Below are 20,311 nucleotides of genomic sequence, written 5' to 3' on the forward strand. Positions count from 1 at the left end.
CACGTCACCCCAGCAGAGGGAACCAGCCCGCCGCCTCGCCCAACTCCAGCCGGTCCCGGTCGGTGAGCGGCAGCCGGCCGGTCGCCTTCAGCAGGAACTCCTGGTCGTCCCATCCGGCGGGGCGTACGGCGTCGTCGCTCAACAGGCCATCCATCGTGGACACCGCCACGCCCACCGCCAGCGGTCCGGGCGGCGGCGCGGCCGGCAGCTCCGGCGTGAGGTCCAGGTGGTGCACCACGGCCTCGGTGGTCAGGGTGGCCAGGAGATCGGGTACGCGCAGCACGTGGCCCTGTGTGGTCACGTACCCCTCGGGGTCCGCGAACCCGGCGGCGCGGACCGCGGCCGGGGCGGTCTCCCGCCACAGCCGGACGATGACGGTCGGCCGGTCGAAGGCGGACGCCGACCGCCGGATCCACCAGGCGTGCCGGGCTGCCTGTTCGTCGCCGCCCGGGAAGCCGCGCCAGTAGGAGATGTCGTCCACGTCGGCAGGACCGTCAACCGGGCTGGCCAGGGCCACCAGTGCCCGCTGGGCGTCGCCGAGCACGTGCAGGAGCAGGTCGGCGACGAGCCAGCCCCGGCATCGGGTGGCCCGTTGCAGGTCAGCGTCGTCGAGGGCGTCAACCACTGCGGTGATGCCGTCGTACGCCTCGGCGAGGGCCTCGTCGTGCCGGGTGGCGGTCATGCGGTGCAGCCTCGCACGGACCGCCGCGCCAGCCAATCACTCGCGGCGTTGCCCGGGTCGACGTGGATCGACCCGGGCGGGAGAGATTCGGCCGGGTTCAGCCGAACATCTCGTCGAGGAAGCTCTTGCGCTTCTTCTGCCGGTAGTGGCCGTGGTAGCCGTAGTGCTGCTGCTGCTGCTGGTGGCCGTAGGCAGGCGCCGGCGGGTAGCCGTGTGCGGGCGGCGGGGGCGGCGGTGGCGGGACGGCGCCGTAACCGGGCTGGTGCTGGGCAGGCGGCGGGGGTGGGGGCGCGTAACCGCCCGGCTGCTGGGCCGGCGCGGTCGGCCCGGCCTGCTGGCGACTCCAGTTGGCCTCTGCCTCGAACAGCTTCTCGAGCTCGCCGCGATCGAGGAAGATGCCCCGGCACTCGCCGCACTGGTCGATGACGACGCCGCTGCGCTCGTACTGGCGCATCTCGCCGCGACACTTGGGACAGATGAGGTCACTCATCACCCGACGGTACCCGGTCGACCTAAGCGATTGCTGTGAGCGCCTCGATGACTTCGTCGTCGGAGACCTCGTGGAAGTCGTCGTAGTAGACGCTCACCGAGCCGAACTCCGGCGGGCGTTGGGCACAGATGACCTGGTCGGCTTCGGCGGTCAGCAGTTCGTACGCCTCCTGGGCGCCGACCGGCACGGCCACCACGACGCGGCGGGCGCCGAGCCGGCGGGCGACCTCGACGGCGGCACGGGCGGTCGCGCCGGTGGCCAGCCCGTCGTCGACGATCACGGCGACTCGTCCGGTGAGGTCCAGCGGTGGGCGACCGCCCCGGTAGAGCCGCTCGCGGCGCTCCAACTCGACCTGTTCGCGGTGGCTGACCTCGGCGATGTCGTTGCTGCCGAGGCGGCTGGCGATCGCGTCGTTGAGCACCTGCACGCCACCGGGGCCGAGCGCGCCGAAGGCGACCTCCCGCGCCCAGGGCATGCCGAGCTTGCGGACGACCAGCACGTCCAGGGGGACGCCGAGCCGTTCGGCGACGACCCGGGCCACCGGTACGCCGCCGCGGACCAGGCCGAGGACGACGGCGTCCGGGTCGCCGACCAGGGCGGTGAGCCGCTCGGCGAGCACCCGGCCCGCCTCGGCGCGGTCGCGGTAGGTGGTCATGGCTTCAGGTGTACGCCGTGCGACGTCGTTTCGCCCGGCGGTTACGCCGATGTGGCCCGACCGGGCAGGTGCGCGGGCGTCGGGGTAGTCGGTGCGGACTCCGGGCGGTGCACCGCGGGTGCCCAGACGAGCAGCGCCACCGGGTAGAGCAGGTAACCGAACCGGGTGGAGGGCATGAGGGCGATGGCGGCGAGCAGCCCGTACCCACAGATCGAAGCGGTGGTCGCGGCGGTGCCGGGCGGGCGTCGCGCGAGCCGGACGGCGATGGCCGCGCCGGCCGCGACCAGGAGGGTGGCGGCGATCAGCCGGCCTCCCGGCAGGGTGGTGGCGATCAGGTAACCGGGAAACGGGGACTGTGCCGGGCTGGTGACCAGGCCGTGGCCGAGTGGAAAGCGCAGCACGTTCTCGGCGAGGGCCCCGCGGTCGACGAGCAACGCCGGGAGCAGGGCGAGCACGGGTAGCCCGATCGCGCCGGCCGCGACCCGGGCGCCGGCTCGCCGGGTCAGACCCCAGACGATCAGGACCAGGGCGATCGGCCAGGCGAACAGCTTCAGCGCGCCGGCCAGGCCGACGGCGAGACCGGCCCGGCCCGGCCGTCCGGCGGCGGCGAGCGCGAGGGCGAGCAGGCAGAGCGCGAGTACGGGTAGGTCATCGCCGCCGGTGGCCAGGGTCAGCGCGCAGACGGGCAGGACGGTGGCGGCCTGCACTCCCCGCAGCAGGGCGGCGTCCCGCCGGTGCTCCCCGCCGAGGGTGGCGGGCGCGGCGCGCAGCGTGACCACGGCCAGGGCGAGCGCCAGCGCGGTGCCCAGCGCGAACCACACCCGGGCGTCGGTCCACCAGACGTCGACGAGAGCTCGGGGCACACCGAACATCGCCATGCCCGGCTGGTACGGCGTGTATCCGAGCAGTTGCTCACCGGGTGGCAGGGCGGCGATCGCGTCCCGACCGAGGTACGGCGTGCCGTGGTCGAGCAGTCGGATGCCGGCCTGCTCGACGACCAGCACTTCTTCCTGCGCCCGGTCGGTGCGTCCGTTGGCCCGGTCGATGCTCTGCCAGAGCACGGGTACCAGTGCGGTGGTCACCCAGGCGAAGGCCGTCACCACCCAGCGGGAAGCGAGGCCGGCCAGCCGGGGGTTACGTCGGCGGACGATGAGTTGGACGACCACCGCCAGCGTCGTGACCAGGTATCCGACGGCGGCGACGGCACCCCAGGCCCGGTGTGGCAGGAGGGTCGACGTGCTCGCGGTGATCGCCGCGAACAGGGCCGACACGGTGTAGAGACCCAGGTCGAGGGCGAGTCCGCCGGCGGCGCTGTCGAGCGTCCGCCAGCGCTGGTGAAGGGCGGTCGGGGCGTCGGCGGTCACGGCCGCCAGTCTGGCAGATCTCGCTGCTCACCCAGCTGGCCGTCCGGCCGCGGCCTGGTCGGTGCGCAGGTGCCCGGTCAGGCCGGGAGATGGCGGTCGGGGCGGGAGCGACCGGCCTGGCGGCGGGTCTGGTTGAGGCGGATCACCGCGCCGGTGTCGTGCAGCGGCGGCGCCAGCGTCCCGGGTTGGCCCCCCGAGCCGCGCAGCATCGTGGCGAGCAGGGTCCCGGCGGGCATCGGTCGGGCGAACAGGTGGCCCTGACCGGCCGAGCAGCCCAGCTCCCAGAGGGCCCGCCGCTGCGGTTCGCTCTCCACGCCTTCGGCGACCACCGCAAGGTTGAGGCTGCGGCCCAGGTCGAGGGTGGAGCGGATGACGGCCGCCGCCTCGGCCGAACTCTCCATGGTCGTGACGAAGCTGCGGTCGATCTTCAGTTCGTGTACGGGTATCCGGGAGAGAAGCGACAGGGAGGAGTAGCCGGTGCCGAAGTCGTCAAGCGCCAACCGGACGCCCTCGTCGCGGAGCCGGCTGAGGACCCGGTCGACCACGTCGAGTTGGCTGAGCGTCAACGTCTCGGTCAGCTCCAGCACCAGCCGCTCGGGCGGCAGGTCGTGGGCGCGCAGCCGGGCCAGTACCGAGCCGGGGAAGCGTGCGTCGAGCAGGCTGCGCGGCGAGACGTTGACCGCCACCGGCACGTCGAAGCCGGCGTCACGCCAGTCGGCGGCGGCGATCAGTGCCTGGTCGAGGATGGCCTCGGCGAAGGCTGGCAGCATTCCCGAGCGTTCCACCGCCTCCAGGAAGCGCAGCGGATCGATCAGCCCGTGGGTGGGGTGGTGCCAGCGGGCCAGCGCCTCGGCGCTGGTCACCTCGCCGGTGCCCAGGTCGACGATCGGTTGGAAGTTGACGATGAACTCGTGGTCGGCGACCGCACGGGGCAGATCACCGCCGAGGGTGAGGCGGTTCAGGTCGGCGGTGTCCCGGGTCGGCGCGTACGTGGAGATCCGCTGCCCGGCCCGCTTCGCCTGGTACATCGCCACGTCCGCGCGGCGCAGCAGCTCGGGCATGCCACCGCTGGCCGGGGCCACGGAGATCCCGCCGCTGGCCTCGACGCTGATCCGCATCCCGTCCAGCTCGAACGGCTCGTGCAGGGCGGCCAGCAGCGTGTCGGCCCGGTGCGCGGCCACCGCCGGGGCCGGCAGCCCGCGCAGGAGTACGGCGAACTCGTCGCCGCCGAGGCGGGCCACCAGGTCACTCGACTGGGCGGCCCCGCGCAGCCGGTCGGCGACCTGGACCAGCACCTGGTCGCCGGCAGCGTGGCCGAGGGTGTCGTTGACCTCCTTGAAGTGGTTGAGGTCGATCAGCACGAGGGCGGTTACCCCGTCGGCGTGCCGGGCACTGAGCTGCTCGGTGCCCTGATCGAGCAGCTGCCGCCGGTTCGCGAGGCCGGTGAGGGCGTCGTGCGCGGCGGCGTACGCGTGCTCGTCGGCCACCCGGGCCAGCTCGGCGTACGCCTGTGCGTTACGGACGGCCGTGCAGAGCGCCGAGGCGAAGGTCCGCAGCGTGTACTGCTCCCGCTCGGACAGCCGCACCGGCCCACGGAAGCGCAGGCGCAGGACGCCGATGTCGACGGAGCGGTCGTGGCCCTCCAGCGGAGTGGGCACGACGGTGCCGTCCACCTCGGTGGCTGTGTCGGTCGGCCCGTCGAAGGTGATGCCGACGGTGGCGCCCCGGACGGTGCGACCACCGTCGCGCAGCTCGATCTCGACCTCGTCGGCGGAGAACAGTTCGGCGGCCTGGGTGACGGCCGTGGTGAGGACGTTGTCCAGGTCGACCACGTTGAGCGCGTCGGTGGTGCGGGCGAGTCGCTGCCACGCCTGCTGTTCGGTGCGACCCCGGATACGTGCGGAGTAGGCGAGGTGCAGGCTCAGGACCAGTGGTGGAACGGCAAGCAGCAAGCGGGGTTCCGCCTGAAGAATGACCAGGGTGAAGGCGGCGACCACGAAGCGCACGGCGAAGCCGGCGAGCCGAAGGTCGAGGTTGGCCCGGAACTGCCTTCCGATGCTGGTCTGGGAGGCCAGCGCGATGACCGGGATGGCGAGCAGATCGTCCAGGAGAGCCGCGACCACGTAGGCCAGCGTCAGCGGCATGAGCAACTCGGACAGCCCCGATGGGGGCCAGGTCCACGTCGTCATCGCGAGCGCCGTGCCGGCTCCCCAGGCGACGATGACGTTCTTTCCGATGCCGAAGGCCAGCTTCATCGGCGAGAGGCGAAGTGAGGCAAGGGCAATGCCGACCGCGGTGCTGAGGACCACCACGGAAGTCGGCGCGATGGCCGCACCGACGATGATGGCCGTCTCGTTCCAGCTGATCGATTGGGTGGTGGACCGGATGCGCACCCGGGCCTTGACGAGTGTCCCCAGAGCGATCGTGAGGGTGAGCGTGACGAGTACCGCTACGTCGTTCACCGTCGCCGACCTTGCCGAGACCAGCGCAGGCGGCAGTGAGGTTCCGATCAACGTCGCCGCGGTAACGACGACGAGACCGACGAGCAGCAGCAGCCGCCGATCGGTCTCAATCTCGCGTCGCTGAGGAAGGGTCATGCCACTCCCGAGGGGCTGTCTCACCGTGCCCGCAGCCTACTCTCGTCAGGCTTCGGTTGCCCCCGGTAAACATTCAGTTCCAGTCGGTGCCGCGCATCGCAATCCCCTTTCACTGCCAGTCGACCTATCCGCAGAACGGGGTCTTCCTACGAAAGGCAGCTTAAGAGGAGGAAGGGCAATTTAGTTAGAATAAATGTCGGTATGCGCAATATTAGTCAAGATGGGGATGTTATGTCACGTTGTGTCCACATGCCCTGCGCGGAGTGCGGTCGAGGCTTCTGCCTATGACCCTCGGTGTCGACTGACCAGCTAGCGGTATTGCTCGAACATTGTGGTCGCGTTATTCCCACAGTCTGGGGGCTCACCCCGAGATGACTCATCCGGGGTTCGGCTAGAAGCGAAGGCGGGCGCGCCCTGGTGGGGCCCGATAGGTGCACGACGAGCGAATTGTCGCCCCGCCATCTGACGATGGTGGGGCGTGATCCGTCAAGCGGACCCCGTTGTGCAACTTGCCGCTCACACACTGCAACCTCCTGGCCGGGTGGGAGTTGGGCTCCGCGAAGGCTGCCCCACCGGTGGCCGGGCCAGGTCGTACGCTTCGTTGCGTGACTGATTGAATACCCCGCGACGGCTGGAGTAGGGACGGTGGAGATTCGGCTTCTGGGCGGCCTTTCCGCGCGACTCCCAAGCGGCGCGTTGCACATGGGCACTCCCAAGCAGCAGGCAATCTTCGCAATGCTCGCGGTGCAACCCGGCCAACTGGTGAGCGTGGACGAACTCGTCGACGAGTTATGGCCCGACCGTCCCCCGCGATCCGCGGTGCCGAATGTGCGGACGTACGCCGCCAATCTGCGTCGAGGCTTTGAGGCATTACAGCCCGGGCGTGGAACTATCGTGCGGCAGCGGAACGGCTATCGACTCGACGTGCCGCCGCACCTGATTGACGTCTTTTGCTTCGAGTCGGAGCGGAGTTCGGGTCGGCAGGCGCTGGCGGTCGGCGACCTGGCTCAGGCTGGCCAGCTGTTGAGCCGGGCCCTGGCCCGGTGGGAGGGCCCGATGCTTGCCGGTCTCCCGCTGGGGCCCGTACTGGCGGCTCGCACCGTCGCGGTCGAAGAGGAGCGGCTGTTGGCGGTGGAACTCCTCGCCGAGGTCCATCTCCGGTCCGGACGGGGTGATCTCGCGATCCCGTCACTGCGGGAGGTGGTTACCCGACATCCGCTGCGCGAGTCGACGCACCTCCTCCTGATGCGGACGCTGTGCTCGCGCGGCGACAACGCGGCGGCGCTTGTCGTGTACGACGAGGTCCGCAGGCGCCTGGTCACCGAGTTGGGGGTGGGTCCGGCGGCCACCCTTGAAGCATTGCGCCGCAGGATCCTTGCCGAGATGCCGAACCGCGTGACTGATGTCGTCCGGAGCGAGAGCGAGGCCCGACGCCCGTCCGCGCCGGGGTCGACCCGCGCTTCGGCGATCGGGCGGAGACCCCCGGTCACTCCAGTGGACCATTTACCCCGCTCGATCACCGATTTCGTCGGTCGCGAAGCCGTGGTGGCACGGCTGTTGTCGGAGACGCGGCGGGTCGGGGACCGGGTCCCGGTCGTGCACCTCATCGACGGGATGGCCGGCAGCGGCAAGACGACGCTTGCCGTGCACCTGGCCCGCCAGCTGAGTGACCGGTATCCGGACGCCCGCTTGTATCTCGACCTGCGTGGGCATGGTGCGAAGGACCTGGTGGAACCGGCGTCGGCTCTGGTCGTCCTGCTTCGCCAGCTTGGGGTGTCGTCCGAGCGGATGCCCGTCGAACTCGACGGCAGGATCGAACTCTGGCGACGCGAGCTGGCCCGCCGGAAGTCGGTGATCATCTTGGACAACGCCGCCAGCAGCGACCAGATCCTCCCGCTCCTGCCGGTCGAGCCGACCGCAGTCGTACTGGTGACGTCGCGACGGCGATTCACCCACCCCGATCTCGGGGCTTCGCAGACCCTGCCGGTCATGTCGTCCGGGGAGGGCGTCGAGCTGTTGGCCCTGAGCGTGGGCCGCGAACGAGTCGACGTCGAGTCGGAAGCAGCGCTTGAGGTGGTCCGGCGGTGCGGCCACCTGCCCCTGGCGATCCGGTTGGCGGGCGCCAGGCTTTCGCACCGACATGGTTGGCGATTGGCGGATCTCGCGGCACAGATGGCGGGTCCGACGTCGGTACTCCTTCATCTGGGCGGGGAGAACAGCACGGTCACCGGCGCGTTCGCCGCCTCCTACGAGCCGCTACCCGAGCCGACCAAGCGGGTCTTCCGCTTCCTGGGCCTCTACCCGGGTAGCCGGATAAGCCCTCCTTTTGTCGCCGCACTGACCGGACTGACGGTGGCGAAGGCGCGCGCGGCGCTCGACGAGCTCACCGATCGGCACCTGGTGGAGGACCTGGACGCGACCCACTATCGGCTGCACGACCTCATGCGCCAGTACGCCGTCGAGATGTGTTCGCACATCGACCCCGCGGCCGAGCGGCAGGTCGCGCTCGGAGAGCTGTTCGATCTCGTGCTGGCGGCGACTCTGCGGGTCGCCGAGACGCTCGAAGCGGGCGTGATCGGCTCCCAGCTCACACACCTGCCGATCGGCCGTCCTGAGCTGCTCGAATCCATCGGGGAACCGAGCAGCGAGTGGCTGGAGACCCACCGAACCGATTTGGTGGCGATGGTGTCGGCAGCGCGGGAGTCAGGGTTTTACGAACACGCCTGGCGGATGGCGCGCTCGCTATGGCGCTTCTGCTACATCAGGGGGTATTTCGAGGACATCATCCGGGCACACCAGGACGGACTGATCGCCGCGGAGGCGACCGGAGACGTCGATGCCATGGCGTTGATGAACAACTACCTGGCCTCCGCATACGTTCGTACCGCTGACAAGCAGAGCACACTCGACTACCTGTCCCGCGCGGTCGAATACTTCCGCCGGTCGGGAAACGTTCTGGGTGCTGCGCGATCGCGTGCCAACCTCGCCGCCGTCTATCTGTGGAGCGGCCACCTCAACGAGGCGGTGGCACTTGGTTTCGAGTGCCTGCGCGACACGGTGTACGGGAACGAGGGAAGTCCGATACTGCTGCCGAATCTGGGTCTGGCGCTCATGGCCCTGGGACGCCACGCGGAAGCGTTACGGCTGCATCGTCTGCACCTGGCGTGGGCGCGGACCAATTCCGACGACTTCCACATCCTCAACGCACTCAGTCACATCGGCTCGGTGCGTACCCGCATGGGTGATCTAGCCCAGGGGATCCGGATCCTCATGTGCTCATTGGCGATGCGCGACCGCACCGGTCATCGATACGCCGAGGCTGAGGTCCGCATCGATCTCGGAATCGCCTATCGCGGTCTCGGGCGGCTGGCCGAGGCGCAGCAGCAACATGAGTCTGCCCGGAATCTCGCTGCCGACGTCGGCGAACGGCACATCGAGGCCGTGGCGTTGAACGAGTTGGGCAGCACGTTGCGGGCACGTGGGCGGGATCGCGAGGCAGCCGAGATGCACCGTGAGGCGCTGCGGTTGGCGACCCGGATCGCCCACCCGCACGAGCAGGGACGGGCGCTGGCCGGGCTGGGCGAACACTTCGCCAGTATCGATCCGGTCGAGGCCCGGAGGCACTGGGAACGGGCGCTCGCCATCTTCCGCCGGATGGGTGTGCCGGAACGCCTCGACGTGGAGCGTCGCCTCGCCGGGCTGGACGACGAGACAGGTCGCTGACCTGCCCACACGTCGCTTATCGATTTCTTATCGCCGGGCTCGATAGCTTCTCCCGCGTATCGACGAACGGGGGAGGTTCTGCCCCTGGGCAGAACCAGGTCGTCGAGACAAGCCCGTCACCGGGTCACCCCCCAGCGACTCCGGTGACGGGTCCGGCCAGGAAGGGGTGACGGTCCAGTGGAGGCGCCGTCGCACCCGGCGAGCTGCTGTGCCGTCACCCCTTCCGAGCGTCCGAGCGTCGTACCGCAGCGATAGGCTCAGCGCCGTGACCGAACCCGCGCAGCTCAGCCACGTCGACCGTGCCGGCGCGGCCCGCATGGTCGACGTCTCCGCCAAGTCGGTGACCGGGCGGCTGGCCGTCGCGGCGGGCCGTCTGCGCACCACCGAAGAGGTCGTCGGCCTGCTACAACGGGACGGGTTGCCCAAGGGCGACGCACTGGCGGTAGGCCGGCTCGCCGGAATCATGGGGGCCAAACGCACCCCGGAGCTGATCCCGCTCTGCCACCCGATCGCCCTGCACGGCGTCACCGTCGACCTGCGCCTGACGACCGACACCGTGGAGATCACCGCCACCGCCCGCACGGCGGACCGGACGGGAGTCGAGATGGAGGCGCTCACCGCCGTCGCGGTCGCCGGCCTCGCGCTCGTCGACATGGTCAAGGCGGTCGACCCGGCGGCCTCGGTGGAGGCGGTCCGGGTGCTGCGCAAGGAGGGCGGCAAGACCGGCGAGTGGGTGCGGCCGGAGGACCGGCCGTGATCCGGGCCCGGGTGATCGTGGCCTCCAACCGGGCGGCGGCCGGCGTCTACGCCGACACCAGTGGTCCGCTGCTCGTCGCGGGCCTGCGTGAGTTGGGCTGTCAGGTGGACGATCCGGTCGTGGTGCCCGACGGCGAGCCCGTCGGCGAGGCTCTGCGGGCGGCGGCCAGCGACGGTGTCGACGTGGTGTTGACCAGCGGTGGCACCGGCGTCACGCCGTCCGACCGGACGCCGGACGTGACCCGGGCCCTGCTGGACTACGAGATCCCCGGCATCGCCGAGGCGATCCGGTCGCACAGTCGGGAACGGGTACCCACCTCGGTGCTGTCCCGGGGGCTGGCCGGGGTGGCCGGCCGGATGCTGGTGGTCAACCTGCCCGGTTCGACGGGCGGCGCCCGCGACGGCCTCGCCGTGCTGGGGCCGATCCTCGGCCACACCGTCGACCAACTGCGCGGCGGCGACCACTGACCGCACGCGCGGAATCGGACCAGCCAGCCGCGCCGCAGCGATCACCGATCGGCCCGCAGCCCGTCTCGGGTCGCCAGAGCGCGCCGGCTGTCCGTCCGTCCCGATAGGCTCGGTCGGTGCGAACGGAAACCACACCAACGGCGGCCCAGGTCGCCGCGCCCCCGCCGGCCGGGTGGGAGGAGGCGCGGTCCCGGGTGTACGCGGTAGGCCTGGCCGCCGCACTGCCCGCCGTCCCCCGGCCGCTGGTCGACACCGACGGGCTGACCCTGGCCGAGCCCCTGACCACCCGCACCGACCTGCCCGCGTTCCCCACCTCCAGCGTGGACGGCTGGGCCGTCCGGGGCGACGGGCCGTGGCGGATCGTCGGGCGGGTACTGGCCGGCAACACTCCCGGGCCGCTCACCGACGACGGCACGACCGTCGAGATCGCGACCGGAGCGATGGTCCCGGAGGGCGCCAGCGCCGTGCTGCGCGTCGAGGAGTCCACCGTCGCCGACGGTCTGGTCAGCGGAACGCCCCGGCGCACGCCGGAGTGGCGGCAGCCGGGCGAGGAGGCGTACGCCGATGAGGAGCTCTTGCCCGTCGGCACGCCGGTCGACCCGGCGGTGATCGGCCTGGCCGCCTCCTGCGGCCACGACACGCTGCTGGTCCGGCGCGCGCCGCGCGCCGCGCTGCTGGTCTTCGGCGACGAGTTGCTGACGGCGGGCCCGCCCGCGGCGGGTCGGGTGCGGGACGCGTTGGGCCCAGCGGTGCCGGCGTGGCTGCGGCGGTACGGGTGCCACGTCCGCCCCTCGGATGTGGTGGGGCCCGTGGCGGACACGCTGCCCGCGCACGTGGCGGCGCTGCGTACGGCGCTGACCACCGCCGACCTGGTCTGCACCACCGGCGGCACGATGCACGGTCCGGTCGACCATCTGCACCCGACCCTGGAGGCGCTGGGCGCCGACTACGTGGTCAACACGGTGGCGGTCCGGCCGGGCTTCCCGATGTTGTTGGCCCGGCTGGCCGATCCGGACGGGCGGGTCCGGTTCGTCGCCGGCCTGCCGGGCAATCCGCAGTCCGCGATCGTCGCGCTGGTGTCACTGGTCGCGCCGCTGCTCGCCGGCCTCGCGGGTCGCTCGATGCCGGTGTTGCCGCACGCCACGTTGGCCGAGGCGGTGCCCGGGCGCGGTGACCACACCCACCTGGCGCTGGTTCGGCTGGACCGGACCGCCGGCACGGCGCACCCGGTGCGGCACGTCGGTTCGGCGATGCTGCGCGGCCTCGCGGGCGCCGACGGGTTCGCCGTCATCCGACCGGGCACCAGCGGCGCGCAGGGTGACCGGGTGCCGATCGTGCCGCTGCCGTTGCTGTCCGGGGAGCGGGCATCGTGACCGCGCCGGCGATCACCGTCGTCGAGGTCACCGACCGGCCCCTGGACCTCGCCGCCCACGAGGCGGCGGTCGCCGACCGTCGGGCCGGCGCGGTCGTCTCCTTCCAGGGCGTCGTCCGCGACCACGACCACGGGCGTGCGGTGGTCAGCCTGGACTACGAGGGGCACCCGAGCGCCGCGCAGGTGCTGCGCGAGGTGGCCGCCGAGATCGCGGCCGACCCCGACGTCTACGCGGTGGCGGTCTCGCACCGGGTCGGCCCGTTGGCCATCGGTGACGTGGCGCTGGTCGCCGCGGTGAGCACCGCGCACCGCGCCGCCGCCTTCACCGCGTGTGCCCGACTGGTCGACGAGGCCAAGGCCCGCCTGCCCATCTGGAAGCGACAGGTCTTCGCCGACGGCACCGAGGAGTGGGTCAACTGCCCCTGACCGGGCCATCGCCCTGGGCCGGCCTGCGGCGGGCCCAGACGGCGGCCAGGCAAGGTTCTAGCGGCGGCCGTTCACCACCACTGCCCGGGCGAGTCGTTCGCCGTAGAAGGCCGGCTCAGCGCCGGGCCGCCAGGGCAGGGCCGCGACCAGCACGATCAGGGCGAGAGCCAGCGAGTTCTCCATCAGCGCCCCGAACAGGCCGTCCTGGTAGTGCGACACCTCCGGCAACTGGTGCTCGTACGGCCAGATGGGGGAGATGAGGAACAGCAGGTAGAGCCCGACGGCGGCGACGCCGTGCCGGAGCCCGGTCAGCGTGGGATACCAGATCGGTGGGCGAAGTGCGTTCAGGCCGTTCAGGCCACCGAGCGCCGGCCCCTGGCCGGTGCGCTGCGAGAGGCCCCGGCTGGCCTCGCGGCGGCGTACGGCGGCGTCGGCCAGCACGATGATCGCCGGGATCACCCAGACGAGGTGGTGCGTCCAGGAGATCGGACTGATCACGTTGGCGGTCAGTCCGACAAGCGTGAACGCGGTCAGCTCGTCGCCCTCGGCGCGTGAACTGGCCGCCCGGGACAGGCCCAGCGCCAGGATCAGCACCGAGAAGGCGAACCAGAGCAGGCCGGGCGTCTCGATCGAGTCGTACAGGCGGGCCAGCAGGCCGGCGAGCGACTGGTTCGGCGTCATGTCGGCCGCGCCGACGCGCTCGGTCTGCCAGAGCACGCTGCCGAAGTAGGTACGCGATTCGTCGCCGACGATCGCGAACGTACCGACGGTCACGCCGATCGCCGTGCCGATCGCGGTGGCCGCCACCCGCCACTGCCGGGTGATCAGCAGGTAGGCGATGAACAGCGCCGGGGTGAGCTTGACGGCGGTGGCCAGGCCGATGCCGGCGCCCGCCCAGGCGCCACCGTAGACGAAGCGCAGCAGCGGACCGTCGGTCGCGGCGTAGTGGGTGCCCCGGCGGGAGCGCCAGCGCAGCCCGATGAGGTCCGCCATGATCAGGGCGAAGAGCAGGAGGTTGACCTGGCCGTACCCCAGTGTCTCGCGGCTGGGCTCGATGGCGACGGCGAGCGGGACGGCCAGGGCCACGGTGAACCACAGTGGCCACGCCAACCGGTCCACGATGGGGCGCAGCAGCCCGGCCAGCACCAGGGCCAGCGCGGCGATGCTGGCGAGGGCGTTGACCATCCCGGCCGCGCCGATCGGTAGCTGTGCCATCGGCAACATGACGAGTCCGGCGAACGGCGGGTAGGTGAAACCGAGCGTGGTGCCGGGCGCGATGAACTCGTAGAGCTCGTGACCGCTCGCCCACCACACCACCGCGCCGTGGTAGATCTTCATATCGAAGAAGTTGTACGGTCGCCCGAACTCGCCGATGGCGAGCCATGCGGCGTAGGCGACGGCGACCACGACGGCGCCCCGTACGACACTCCTGCGATCGATCCCCCGGGTCATGCGCTGAACTGGGGCGAGGCGGTCCGCCCGTCTACCGACAGTCGTCGGCATGGCGTGGCCACCCCCGTACCAAGGTCGTCCTACCCGTCCAGGTCCTGCACGGAGCCTAGAACGGCGCCTCACGTCAATGCCTCCCGCGTTATGCGACCGTGTCCGATCCCACACATGTTTTTGACATTTCCACCGCGTTAACGCCTACCGGGTGGTTCAGGTAATTCGCGGCCTTAGCGGGGGGTGGGGAAGCGAACGAGAGGCATCGAGGCAGGTCAGCCGGGGAGTCGACGCGCGGTGGCCGCCGACCGGACGGCGATCCGTGCCTCGCGGCGGGCGGTGCGCACCGCGCGCTGCATGGAGCGTCGAGAGTGGCCGATGCGGTGACCCGTACGCCAGCGCACGCCGGGCTTGCCCTCGGTGTCGACGGCCGCGAGGAGGAGACCGCCGAGGAGCCCGAGGTTCTTGAGGGTGTGGATCTGGTTGTTGTTCTTGGCGACCGGGTCGTCGTTCTTCCAGAACGGATGCCCGGCGATGGTCACGGGCACCAGGGTGCCGGCGAGGACCAGCGCGGCGGGCCGGCTGAACCGCCCGGTGGCCAACATGAGCCCCGCCCCGACCTGCGTCGCCGCGTTGAGCCGGATCAACGACTCGGTGTCGGTGGGGATCTTCGGGTGCGCCTTCTGCAGCAACGGCGCGACCTTGTCGGTCACCGGCTTGGCGGTCTCCGCCAGTCGGTGCGGGTTGCGGAGGTTGCGGTATCCCTGGATCACGAAGATGCCGCTCAGCATGGCGCGGGCGAGGGAGCGTACGGGCGTCATGGATCAGTCATACCCCCTCGCGGCGTTTGCTACCCGGTCAACCGGCGGATCCGGATCGGTCTCCGGGCGCGCGCGCCACGCCGAATCGAGCGACCATCGCTGATGGACGGGGCGTGACGGGTAACGTCGCGCGGGTGACGACGCTTCGGCTCCGCCCCGAGGGCCCGGCCGACGCCGGCCCGGTGCGTCGGGTGCTGGCCTCGGCGTTCGCCCGCCCGGACGTGCAGACGCCGCCGGAGGTGGGACTGGTCGACGACCTGCGCGGCACCGACGCCTGGCTGCCCGAGCTGGCCATGGTCGCCGAGTACGGCGGTGAGATCGTCGGATACGCGCTGCTCACCCGGGTGCGGGTGCGGCCCGAACGCGGTGCCGTGGTGCCCGCCCTGGCACTCGGGCCGGTGGCCGTGGCGCCGCACCGACAGCGGGTCGGACACGGCAGCGCGGTGGTGCAGGCCGCCCTGGACGCCGCCACCGAACTGGGCGAGCGGGTGGTCGTGGTGCTCGGTGACCCGGCCTTCTACCGCCGCTTCGGCTTCGGACCGGCCACCGAGCTGGGGCTCAGCAGTCCGTGGGCCGGTCTCGGTGAGCCGTGGCAGGCGCTGGTGCTGCCGCCGTCCACCAGCGAGGAGGGCCCGCCGCCGCGCGGTGAGGTCGTCTTTCCCGCGCCCTGGTCCCAGGTCTGACGCCCGGCCCGTCACCGCGCCGGGCCGATCCGGTCGCGGGGTCAGGCCGGCTGGGTGCGCAGGTAGCGGCCGAAGTGTGGAACGGTGAAGGCCACCGTGCCCCGCTCGCCCGAGTAGATGAGCCCCTTCTTGATCAGCGCGTCCCGCGCCGGGGAGAGGCTGGCCGGCTTCCGGCCGAGGGCACGGGCGATCTCGGCGGTGGGCACGGCGGCGTCCATGTCGTCGCGTACCGTCCCGCTGGCTTCGCCCTCCACCAGGGACAGCGTGGCCATCGCCCGCATGTACTCACGCTCGGCCGGGGTGGCCCGCTCGAACCGGGAGCCGAAGAACCCGACCGCCAGTTCGGCCTCGGCTTCGGGTGCGGCGACCCGGACGTCCGCCGCGGTGATCGGCGACCGTGGCGCATGGTCCCAGGTCGCCTTCCCGTACGCCTGGACGAAGTACGGGTAGCCGCCGCACTTCTCGTAGAGCAGGTCGAGCGCCTTCTGCTCGTACTCCACCTCCTCGCGCTCGGCCGGGGCGCAGAGCGCCTGGTCGGCGGCGATCCGGTCGAGCCGGTCGATGCGCTGGTAGCGGAAGAGCCGCTCGGAGTACGACTTGGCGGCGCTGAGCACGGCCGGTAGGTGTGGCAGCCCGGCGCCGACGACGATCAGCGGGGCGCCGATCTGGGACAGCTCGTGGCAGGCGGCGCAGAGCGCGGAGACGTCCTCCGGCCCGACGTCCTGCATCTCGTCGATGAAGAGCGCGATGCCGGTGCCGACGTCGCTGGCCACGTCGGCGGCGTCGCTGAACAGCTCGACCAGGTCGATCTCGATGTCGCCGGAGTCGGCCCGGCCACTGGCGGCGGGTACGTCGATGCCGGGTTGCCACCGGTCGCGCAGCTTGGGCGTGGCCCCGCGGCCTGCCGGTGCGGACCGCTGGGCGAACGCCTTGAGCACCCCGAGGAAGGCGTCGATCCGGTCGGGGGCGCGGTGGCGCGGGGCGAGTTCGCGGACCGCCATGTGCAGCGCGGCGGCGACGGGGCGGCGCAGGGACTGGTCCGGACGAGCCTCGATCTTGCCGGTGCCCCAGAGTCGGTTGATCGCCTGGGACCGCAGGGTGTTGAGCAGGACGGTCTTGCCGACGCCGCGCAGCCCGGTGAGCATGAGGCTGCGCTCGGGCCGGCCGCGGGCGATGCGTTCCAGCACGATGTCGAACACGTCCAGCTCGCGCCCCCGCCCGGCGAGTTCGGGTGGGCGCTGACCGGCGCCGGGGGCGTACGGGTTGCGGACCGGATCCACGCATCGCAGATTATCGGGCCCTCTAGCTGGGAAGCTAGATATGGATAGATGAGGCTACGGCGTGTCGAGGCCGTCGAGACAAAACTAGGGCTGTCTAGCGTCCACGCTAGACAGCCCTAGTTTCGGGAATCGTCTACTGCTTCTTCAGGCAGAGCACGTAGTCGAACAGGTCGATCGAGTTGTCGTGCACGTAGTTCGCGGTCGCCTGCGGCGCGAGTGTCTCGCACCGGTCCCCGTCGGTGGTCGCCGGGATCCGCAGCAGCACCTGGTAGGTGTTGGGGCCGCACGGCACCTTGCGCAGCTCCGCGTCGTCCTCGGAGCCGTCGTTGACCACGCAGTCGCCCTTGGCGAACTCCTCCTCTTCCTCCTCGTCCGGCGACGGCGCGACCGAGCTCGGCGCATCGCTGGGCAGGCCGGGAGGAAAGACCGGCGCGCTCGCCGACGGCAGGGGCGTGGCGTCGCTGTCGGAGTCGGCGATCCGCCAGGCCGCCCAACCGACGAGACCGAGGCAGGGGCAGAGCAGAAGCAGCACGACCAGCCCCACGATCAGGGCGACCTTGCGGCCGTTGCGACCGGCGGGGGCGGCGGGCGGCATCGGGTACGCGCCGGGCGGCGGCGGACCCAGCGGTGCTCCCGGCTGACCGGGTGCGGGCGGGAACGGCCCCGGCGGCGCATTCCACTGCCCCGGCTGCTGCGGTGGCGCATTCCACTGCCCCGGCTGCTGCGGTGGAGCGTTCCACTGCGTCGGCTGCCCCGGGGGAGCCCACTGCGAGGGCTCCGGTGGTGGCCCCCACTGCGGGAGCGTCGGATCGACCGGTGGCGGACCGCCGGGGCCGGTCGGCGGACGCTGGTACGGGTCGTCCGGCTGCCCGGCACCCGGTGGTCCGTAGGTCGTCATGTCATCCCCAGGGTGGGTGGTCAGCGCTGCTTGAGGCAGAGCACGAAGTCGAGAGTGTCCAGCTCGCTGTCGAAGAAGTACCAGTTCGTGTAACCCTCGACCTTGGCGCACTTGGCCTCGGCGTCGCGTTCACCGCTGGTCGCGCCGTCGACTCGGCGCAGCACCTCGTACGACTTCGGCGCGCAGCCGCTGATCAGCAGCTTGGGCTTGCCGCCCGCCACGCCGTCGTTGCGTACACACTGCCCGACCTTGACGAACCGCGGATCGGCCGACGACTCCGGCGCCGCGGCGCTCGGCGCCGGCTCCTCCGGATCGGTCACCCCGGCGGTGGGCTCCGCCGCGGCGGCCGAGCCGCTTGGCGCGGCCGTGGTCGGCGCCGGATCGTCCGATCCCCGCAGGAACCAGTACGCCCCGCCGGCCACCACCAGCAGCACGACGACGGCGAGCACCGCGATCAGCGGTCCCCGCCCCCGCCTCGGCGGCTCGGGTGCCGGGTCGTCGTCTGGTCGGTAGGACCCTGGGCCGTAGGCCGGGTTGCCGTCGACGGCCGGGTACGCGCCGCCGTAGGGCTCCGAGGCCCCGCCGCCGTACGGCGTCCCCTGCCCACCCCCGTACTGCCCGCCTCCGTACTGGCCGCCTCCGTGCTGCCCGCCCCCGTACTGGCCGCCCTCATGGGGCGCCGCCGGCGCGCCGCCGTACGGGCCGCCGCCGTAGGGGCCGGGCCGCTGCGACGCCACCGGGTAGGGCTGGACCGTCGGCGGATAGGGCTCGGCAGCCGGCGGATAGGGCTGCTGCGGCGGCCGGTTGGGCGTCTCGTCGGGGCGTTGCCCACGCCAAGGGCGTCCGTAGCCCTCACCCGGTGGTCCGTAGTTCGTCATGCCGCCCTCCTGCACAAGTGGTGAGAGGCCGGCCACCAAAGCGCGACGCCGACTCCGAGGTCACCGTAGCGTGGTCCACCGATGAGCTCATCTCCACCGAGCGCCGCCGCCGCATCCGGCCGCCGCGCCGACGCCGCGCCAAGCCTCGTCTGGACCGCGTTGATCGTGGTCTACCTGCTGTGGGGCTCCACCTATCTGGCCATCCGGATCACGGTGGAGACGCTGCCGCCGCTGCTGTCCGCCACGATGCGGTTCGCGGTGGCCGGTCTGGTGCTGGCGGTGGTGCTGCGGTTGCGCCGAGGGCCGGGCGCGCTCCGCGTGCGGCCTCGACAGCTCGGCTCGGCCGCGCTGGTCGGTGTGCTCCTGCTCGCCGGCGGCAACGGTCTGGTGGTGCTCGCCGAGTCCGGGCCGCCCGGGGTGGCGCTGCCCTCCGGCGTCGCCGCCCTGCTGGTGGCGACCGTGCCGCTGCTCGTGGTGCTGCTGCGGTCGGTCACCGGCGACCGACCGCCGCTCTGGACGTTCGCCGGGGTCACCGTGGGCTTCGCCGGCCTGGTGCTGCTGGTGCTGCCGGCCGGTACCTCGGATGCGGTGCCACTGGTCGGTGCGCTGACGGTGGTGGCGGGAGCCGCCGCCTGGTCGTTCGGGTCGTTCCTGTCGGGACGGATCGGAATGCCCGCCGACCCGTTCGTGGCGACCGTGTACGAGATGGCGGCCGGAGCGCTGGCCCTGGCCGTGGTCGCCGCCGGCCGGGGTGAACTGAGTGACTTCCACCCGTCGGCCGTCAGCGCCCGGTCCTGGTTGGCGCTGGGCTACCTCATGGTGGCCGGATCGTTGGTGGCCTTCACGGCGTACGTCTGGCTGCTGCAGAGCGCGCCGATCTCGTTGGTGTCGACGTACGCGTACGTGAACCCGGCGGTCGCGGTGGCGCTCGGCGCGTTGCTCGTGGCCGAGCCGATCACACCGCAGGTGCTGCTCGGCGGGGTGGTCATCGTCGCCGGGGTGGCCCTGGTGGTGAGCACCGAACGCCCACGCCGCAAGGCAGCGGTTCCACGATCGGGGGCGGCGCGGGCGGGAGCCCGCCGGTAACGTCCGGCCCATGTCGGCGGCCGCGCTGGTGGGGGTGGCGCTGCTCGGCGGTCTGGTCGGTCTGGTCGTACCCTCACTGGCCCGGCGGTTCGTCGATCCGCCCGCGCGGCGGATCGGGTCGGCCTGGCTCTGTCCGCCGGTGTCGGTCGTGGTGTTCGTGGGGCTCGCCACTGTGCGGCGCGACGACCCGGCGCTGCCGGTCCTTGTCGCGGTGGCGGTGGTGGGGTTGGTGCTGGCCGTGGTCGACCTCGTGTGCCTGCGGCTGCCCGACCCACTGGTCGCTGCTGCCGGCACGCTGGCCCTCGGCGGCCTGACCGGGACGGCGTTGCTGGCCGCCACTCCGGGGCGTCTGGTCGGCGCTCTGGTCGGTGCGGTTCTCTGCGGCGCGGCGCACGTGCTGCTCGCCCTGCTGCCGAGATCCCGGCTCGGCTTCGGGGACGTCAAGCTCGCCGTGGTCCTCGGACTGCCGCTCGGCTGGCTGGGACACGACGCCCTGCTCACCGGGCTCCTGCTGGCGCACCTGCTACAGGGTGGGCTGGTGGTCGGCCTGCTCGCCGCGCGACGGGTACGCCGAGACACCCTGCTCCCCCTCGGCCCAGCCCTGCTGGCCGGCGCGTGGCTCGCCGCACTCCTCACCTGACCGCGCCCCCGCCCGCCTGCGGCGCGGGGAGGCCGGGGACTCCGCGCCG

Annotated in this window: 17 protein-coding genes and 1 pseudogene; 8 read left to right on the forward strand and 10 right to left on the reverse strand. The window is 71.9% G+C overall.

Annotated elements, in window-relative coordinates; all coding sequences use genetic code 11:
* Positions 1-4 precede the first annotated feature (4 nt).
* The 5 genes from ABZ272_RS05210 to ABZ272_RS05230 form a co-directional block, all read right to left on the reverse strand.
* Positions 5-682: a maleylpyruvate isomerase N-terminal domain-containing protein gene (locus tag ABZ272_RS05210; RefSeq protein WP_355048607.1), complete on the reverse strand. Its 678-nt coding sequence runs from the start codon at positions 680-682 to the stop codon at positions 5-7.
* A 97-nt stretch (positions 683-779) separates the two neighbouring features.
* Positions 780-1,172 carry a zf-TFIIB domain-containing protein gene (locus ABZ272_RS05215; protein WP_355048608.1) on the reverse strand — a complete coding sequence of 131 codons (393 nt, stop codon included), beginning with the start codon at positions 1,170-1,172 and terminating at the stop codon, positions 780-782.
* Between the two features lie 22 nt (positions 1,173-1,194).
* Entirely contained in the window at positions 1,195-1,827 is a 633-nt protein-coding gene (locus ABZ272_RS05220; protein ID WP_355048609.1) for a phosphoribosyltransferase family protein, read from the reverse strand.
* 41 nt (positions 1,828-1,868) lie between these two features.
* The gene (locus ABZ272_RS05225) at positions 1,869-3,191 is read right to left on the reverse strand and encodes a glycosyltransferase 87 family protein (protein ID WP_355048610.1); all 1,323 of its coding nucleotides are present in this window, start codon (positions 3,189-3,191) and stop codon (positions 1,869-1,871) included.
* Positions 3,192-3,268: 77 nt separating this feature from the next.
* Positions 3,269-5,788 carry an EAL domain-containing protein gene (locus ABZ272_RS05230; RefSeq protein ID WP_355048611.1) on the reverse strand — a complete coding sequence of 840 codons (2,520 nt, stop codon included), beginning with the start codon at positions 5,786-5,788 and terminating at the stop codon, positions 3,269-3,271.
* 645 nt (positions 5,789-6,433) lie between these two features.
* On the opposite strand from ABZ272_RS05230, the gene ABZ272_RS05235 reads away from it, so the two are divergent.
* The 5 genes from ABZ272_RS05235 to ABZ272_RS05255 all read left to right on the forward strand — a co-directional run bounded on the left by ABZ272_RS05235 (position 6,434) and on the right by ABZ272_RS05255 (position 12,533).
* Positions 6,434-9,511 carry a BTAD domain-containing putative transcriptional regulator gene (locus tag ABZ272_RS05235; protein WP_355048612.1) on the forward strand — a complete coding sequence of 1,026 codons (3,078 nt, stop codon included), beginning with the start codon at positions 6,434-6,436 and terminating at the stop codon, positions 9,509-9,511.
* Between the two features lie 265 nt (positions 9,512-9,776).
* On the forward strand, positions 9,777-10,268 hold the full coding sequence (moaC, locus tag ABZ272_RS05240) for a cyclic pyranopterin monophosphate synthase MoaC (RefSeq protein ID WP_355048613.1): 492 nt from the start codon (positions 9,777-9,779) through the stop codon (positions 10,266-10,268).
* Positions 10,265-10,735 carry a MogA/MoaB family molybdenum cofactor biosynthesis protein gene (locus tag ABZ272_RS05245; protein WP_355048614.1) on the forward strand — a complete coding sequence of 157 codons (471 nt, stop codon included), beginning with the start codon at positions 10,265-10,267 and terminating at the stop codon, positions 10,733-10,735. The genes moaC and ABZ272_RS05245 overlap by 4 nt, the downstream gene beginning before the upstream one ends.
* Before the next feature lie 116 nt (positions 10,736-10,851).
* Entirely contained in the window at positions 10,852-12,108 is a 1,257-nt protein-coding gene (locus ABZ272_RS05250; protein WP_355048615.1) for a molybdopterin molybdotransferase MoeA, read from the forward strand.
* Positions 12,105-12,533 (forward strand): molybdenum cofactor biosynthesis protein MoaE, encoded by a 429-nt coding sequence (locus tag ABZ272_RS05255; protein WP_355048616.1) that lies wholly within the window; start codon positions 12,105-12,107, stop codon positions 12,531-12,533. Before ABZ272_RS05250 ends, ABZ272_RS05255 begins: the two co-directional genes overlap by 4 nt.
* 57 nt (positions 12,534-12,590) lie before the next feature.
* Here ABZ272_RS05255 and ABZ272_RS05260 read toward each other — a convergent pair whose 3' ends face one another.
* The gene (locus tag ABZ272_RS05260; protein ID WP_355048617.1) at positions 12,591-14,036 is read right to left on the reverse strand and encodes a glycosyltransferase 87 family protein; all 1,446 of its coding nucleotides are present in this window, start codon (positions 14,034-14,036) and stop codon (positions 12,591-12,593) included.
* A 215-nt stretch (positions 14,037-14,251) separates the two neighbouring features.
* A complete protein-coding gene (locus ABZ272_RS05265; RefSeq protein WP_355048618.1) occupies positions 14,252-14,797 on the reverse strand; it encodes a DoxX family protein in 546 nt (181 codons plus the stop codon).
* Between the two features lie 134 nt (positions 14,798-14,931).
* Here ABZ272_RS05265 and ABZ272_RS05270 point away from each other — a divergent pair, with 134 nt between their 5' ends.
* Positions 14,932-15,480 (forward strand): N-acetyltransferase, encoded by a 549-nt coding sequence (locus ABZ272_RS05270; RefSeq protein WP_355048619.1) that lies wholly within the window; start codon positions 14,932-14,934, stop codon positions 15,478-15,480.
* Positions 15,481-15,521: 41 nt separating this feature from the next.
* On the opposite strand, the gene ABZ272_RS05275 is transcribed toward ABZ272_RS05270, so the two are convergent.
* The 3 genes and pseudogenes from ABZ272_RS05275 to ABZ272_RS05285 all read right to left on the reverse strand — a co-directional run.
* The gene (locus ABZ272_RS05275; protein WP_355048620.1) at positions 15,522-16,760 is read right to left on the reverse strand and encodes an ATP-binding protein; all 1,239 of its coding nucleotides are present in this window, start codon (positions 16,758-16,760) and stop codon (positions 15,522-15,524) included.
* 133 nt (positions 16,761-16,893) lie between these two features.
* Positions 16,894-17,310, reverse strand: a complete 417-nt coding sequence (locus ABZ272_RS05280; RefSeq protein ID WP_355048790.1) for a hypothetical protein — start codon at positions 17,308-17,310, stop codon at positions 16,894-16,896.
* 368 nt (positions 17,311-17,678) lie between these two features.
* Positions 17,679-18,146 (reverse strand): annotated as a pseudogene (locus tag ABZ272_RS05285) (flagellar basal body protein FliL); the annotation flags it as partial.
* Positions 18,147-18,617: 471 nt separating this feature from the next.
* On the opposite strand from ABZ272_RS05285, the gene ABZ272_RS05290 reads away from it, so the two are divergent.
* Both ABZ272_RS05290 and ABZ272_RS05295 read left to right on the forward strand, forming a co-directional pair.
* A complete protein-coding gene (locus ABZ272_RS05290) occupies positions 18,618-19,622 on the forward strand; it encodes an EamA family transporter (protein WP_355048621.1) in 1,005 nt (334 codons plus the stop codon).
* 10 nt (positions 19,623-19,632) lie between these two features.
* Positions 19,633-20,262 carry a prepilin peptidase gene (locus ABZ272_RS05295; RefSeq protein WP_355048622.1) on the forward strand — a complete coding sequence of 210 codons (630 nt, stop codon included), beginning with the start codon at positions 19,633-19,635 and terminating at the stop codon, positions 20,260-20,262.
* Positions 20,263-20,311: the final 49 nt, after the last annotated feature.

Source organism: Micromonospora sp. NPDC005979, assembly GCF_040614415.1.
Lineage (GTDB): Bacteria > Actinomycetota > Actinomycetes > Mycobacteriales > Micromonosporaceae > Micromonospora.

Coding starts and splice junctions, on each gene's coding strand:
- ABZ272_RS05210 (WP_355048607.1), bottom strand. CDS start 682: ATGACCGCCACCCGGCACGACGAGGCCCTCGCCGAGGCGTACGACGGC.
- ABZ272_RS05295 (WP_355048622.1), top strand. CDS start 19,633: ATGTCGGCGGCCGCGCTGGTGGGGGTGGCGCTGCTCGGCGGTCTGGTC.
- ABZ272_RS05220 (WP_355048609.1), bottom strand. CDS start 1,827: ATGACCACCTACCGCGACCGCGCCGAGGCGGGCCGGGTGCTCGCCGAG.
- ABZ272_RS05260 (WP_355048617.1), bottom strand. CDS start 14,036: ATGCCGACGACTGTCGGTAGACGGGCGGACCGCCTCGCCCCAGTTCAG.
- ABZ272_RS05215 (WP_355048608.1), bottom strand. CDS start 1,172: ATGAGTGACCTCATCTGTCCCAAGTGTCGCGGCGAGATGCGCCAGTAC.
- ABZ272_RS05290 (WP_355048621.1), top strand. CDS start 18,618: ATGAGCTCATCTCCACCGAGCGCCGCCGCCGCATCCGGCCGCCGCGCC.
- ABZ272_RS05265 (WP_355048618.1), bottom strand. CDS start 14,797: ATGACGCCCGTACGCTCCCTCGCCCGCGCCATGCTGAGCGGCATCTTC.
- ABZ272_RS05230 (WP_355048611.1), bottom strand. CDS start 5,788: ATGACCCTTCCTCAGCGACGCGAGATTGAGACCGATCGGCGGCTGCTG.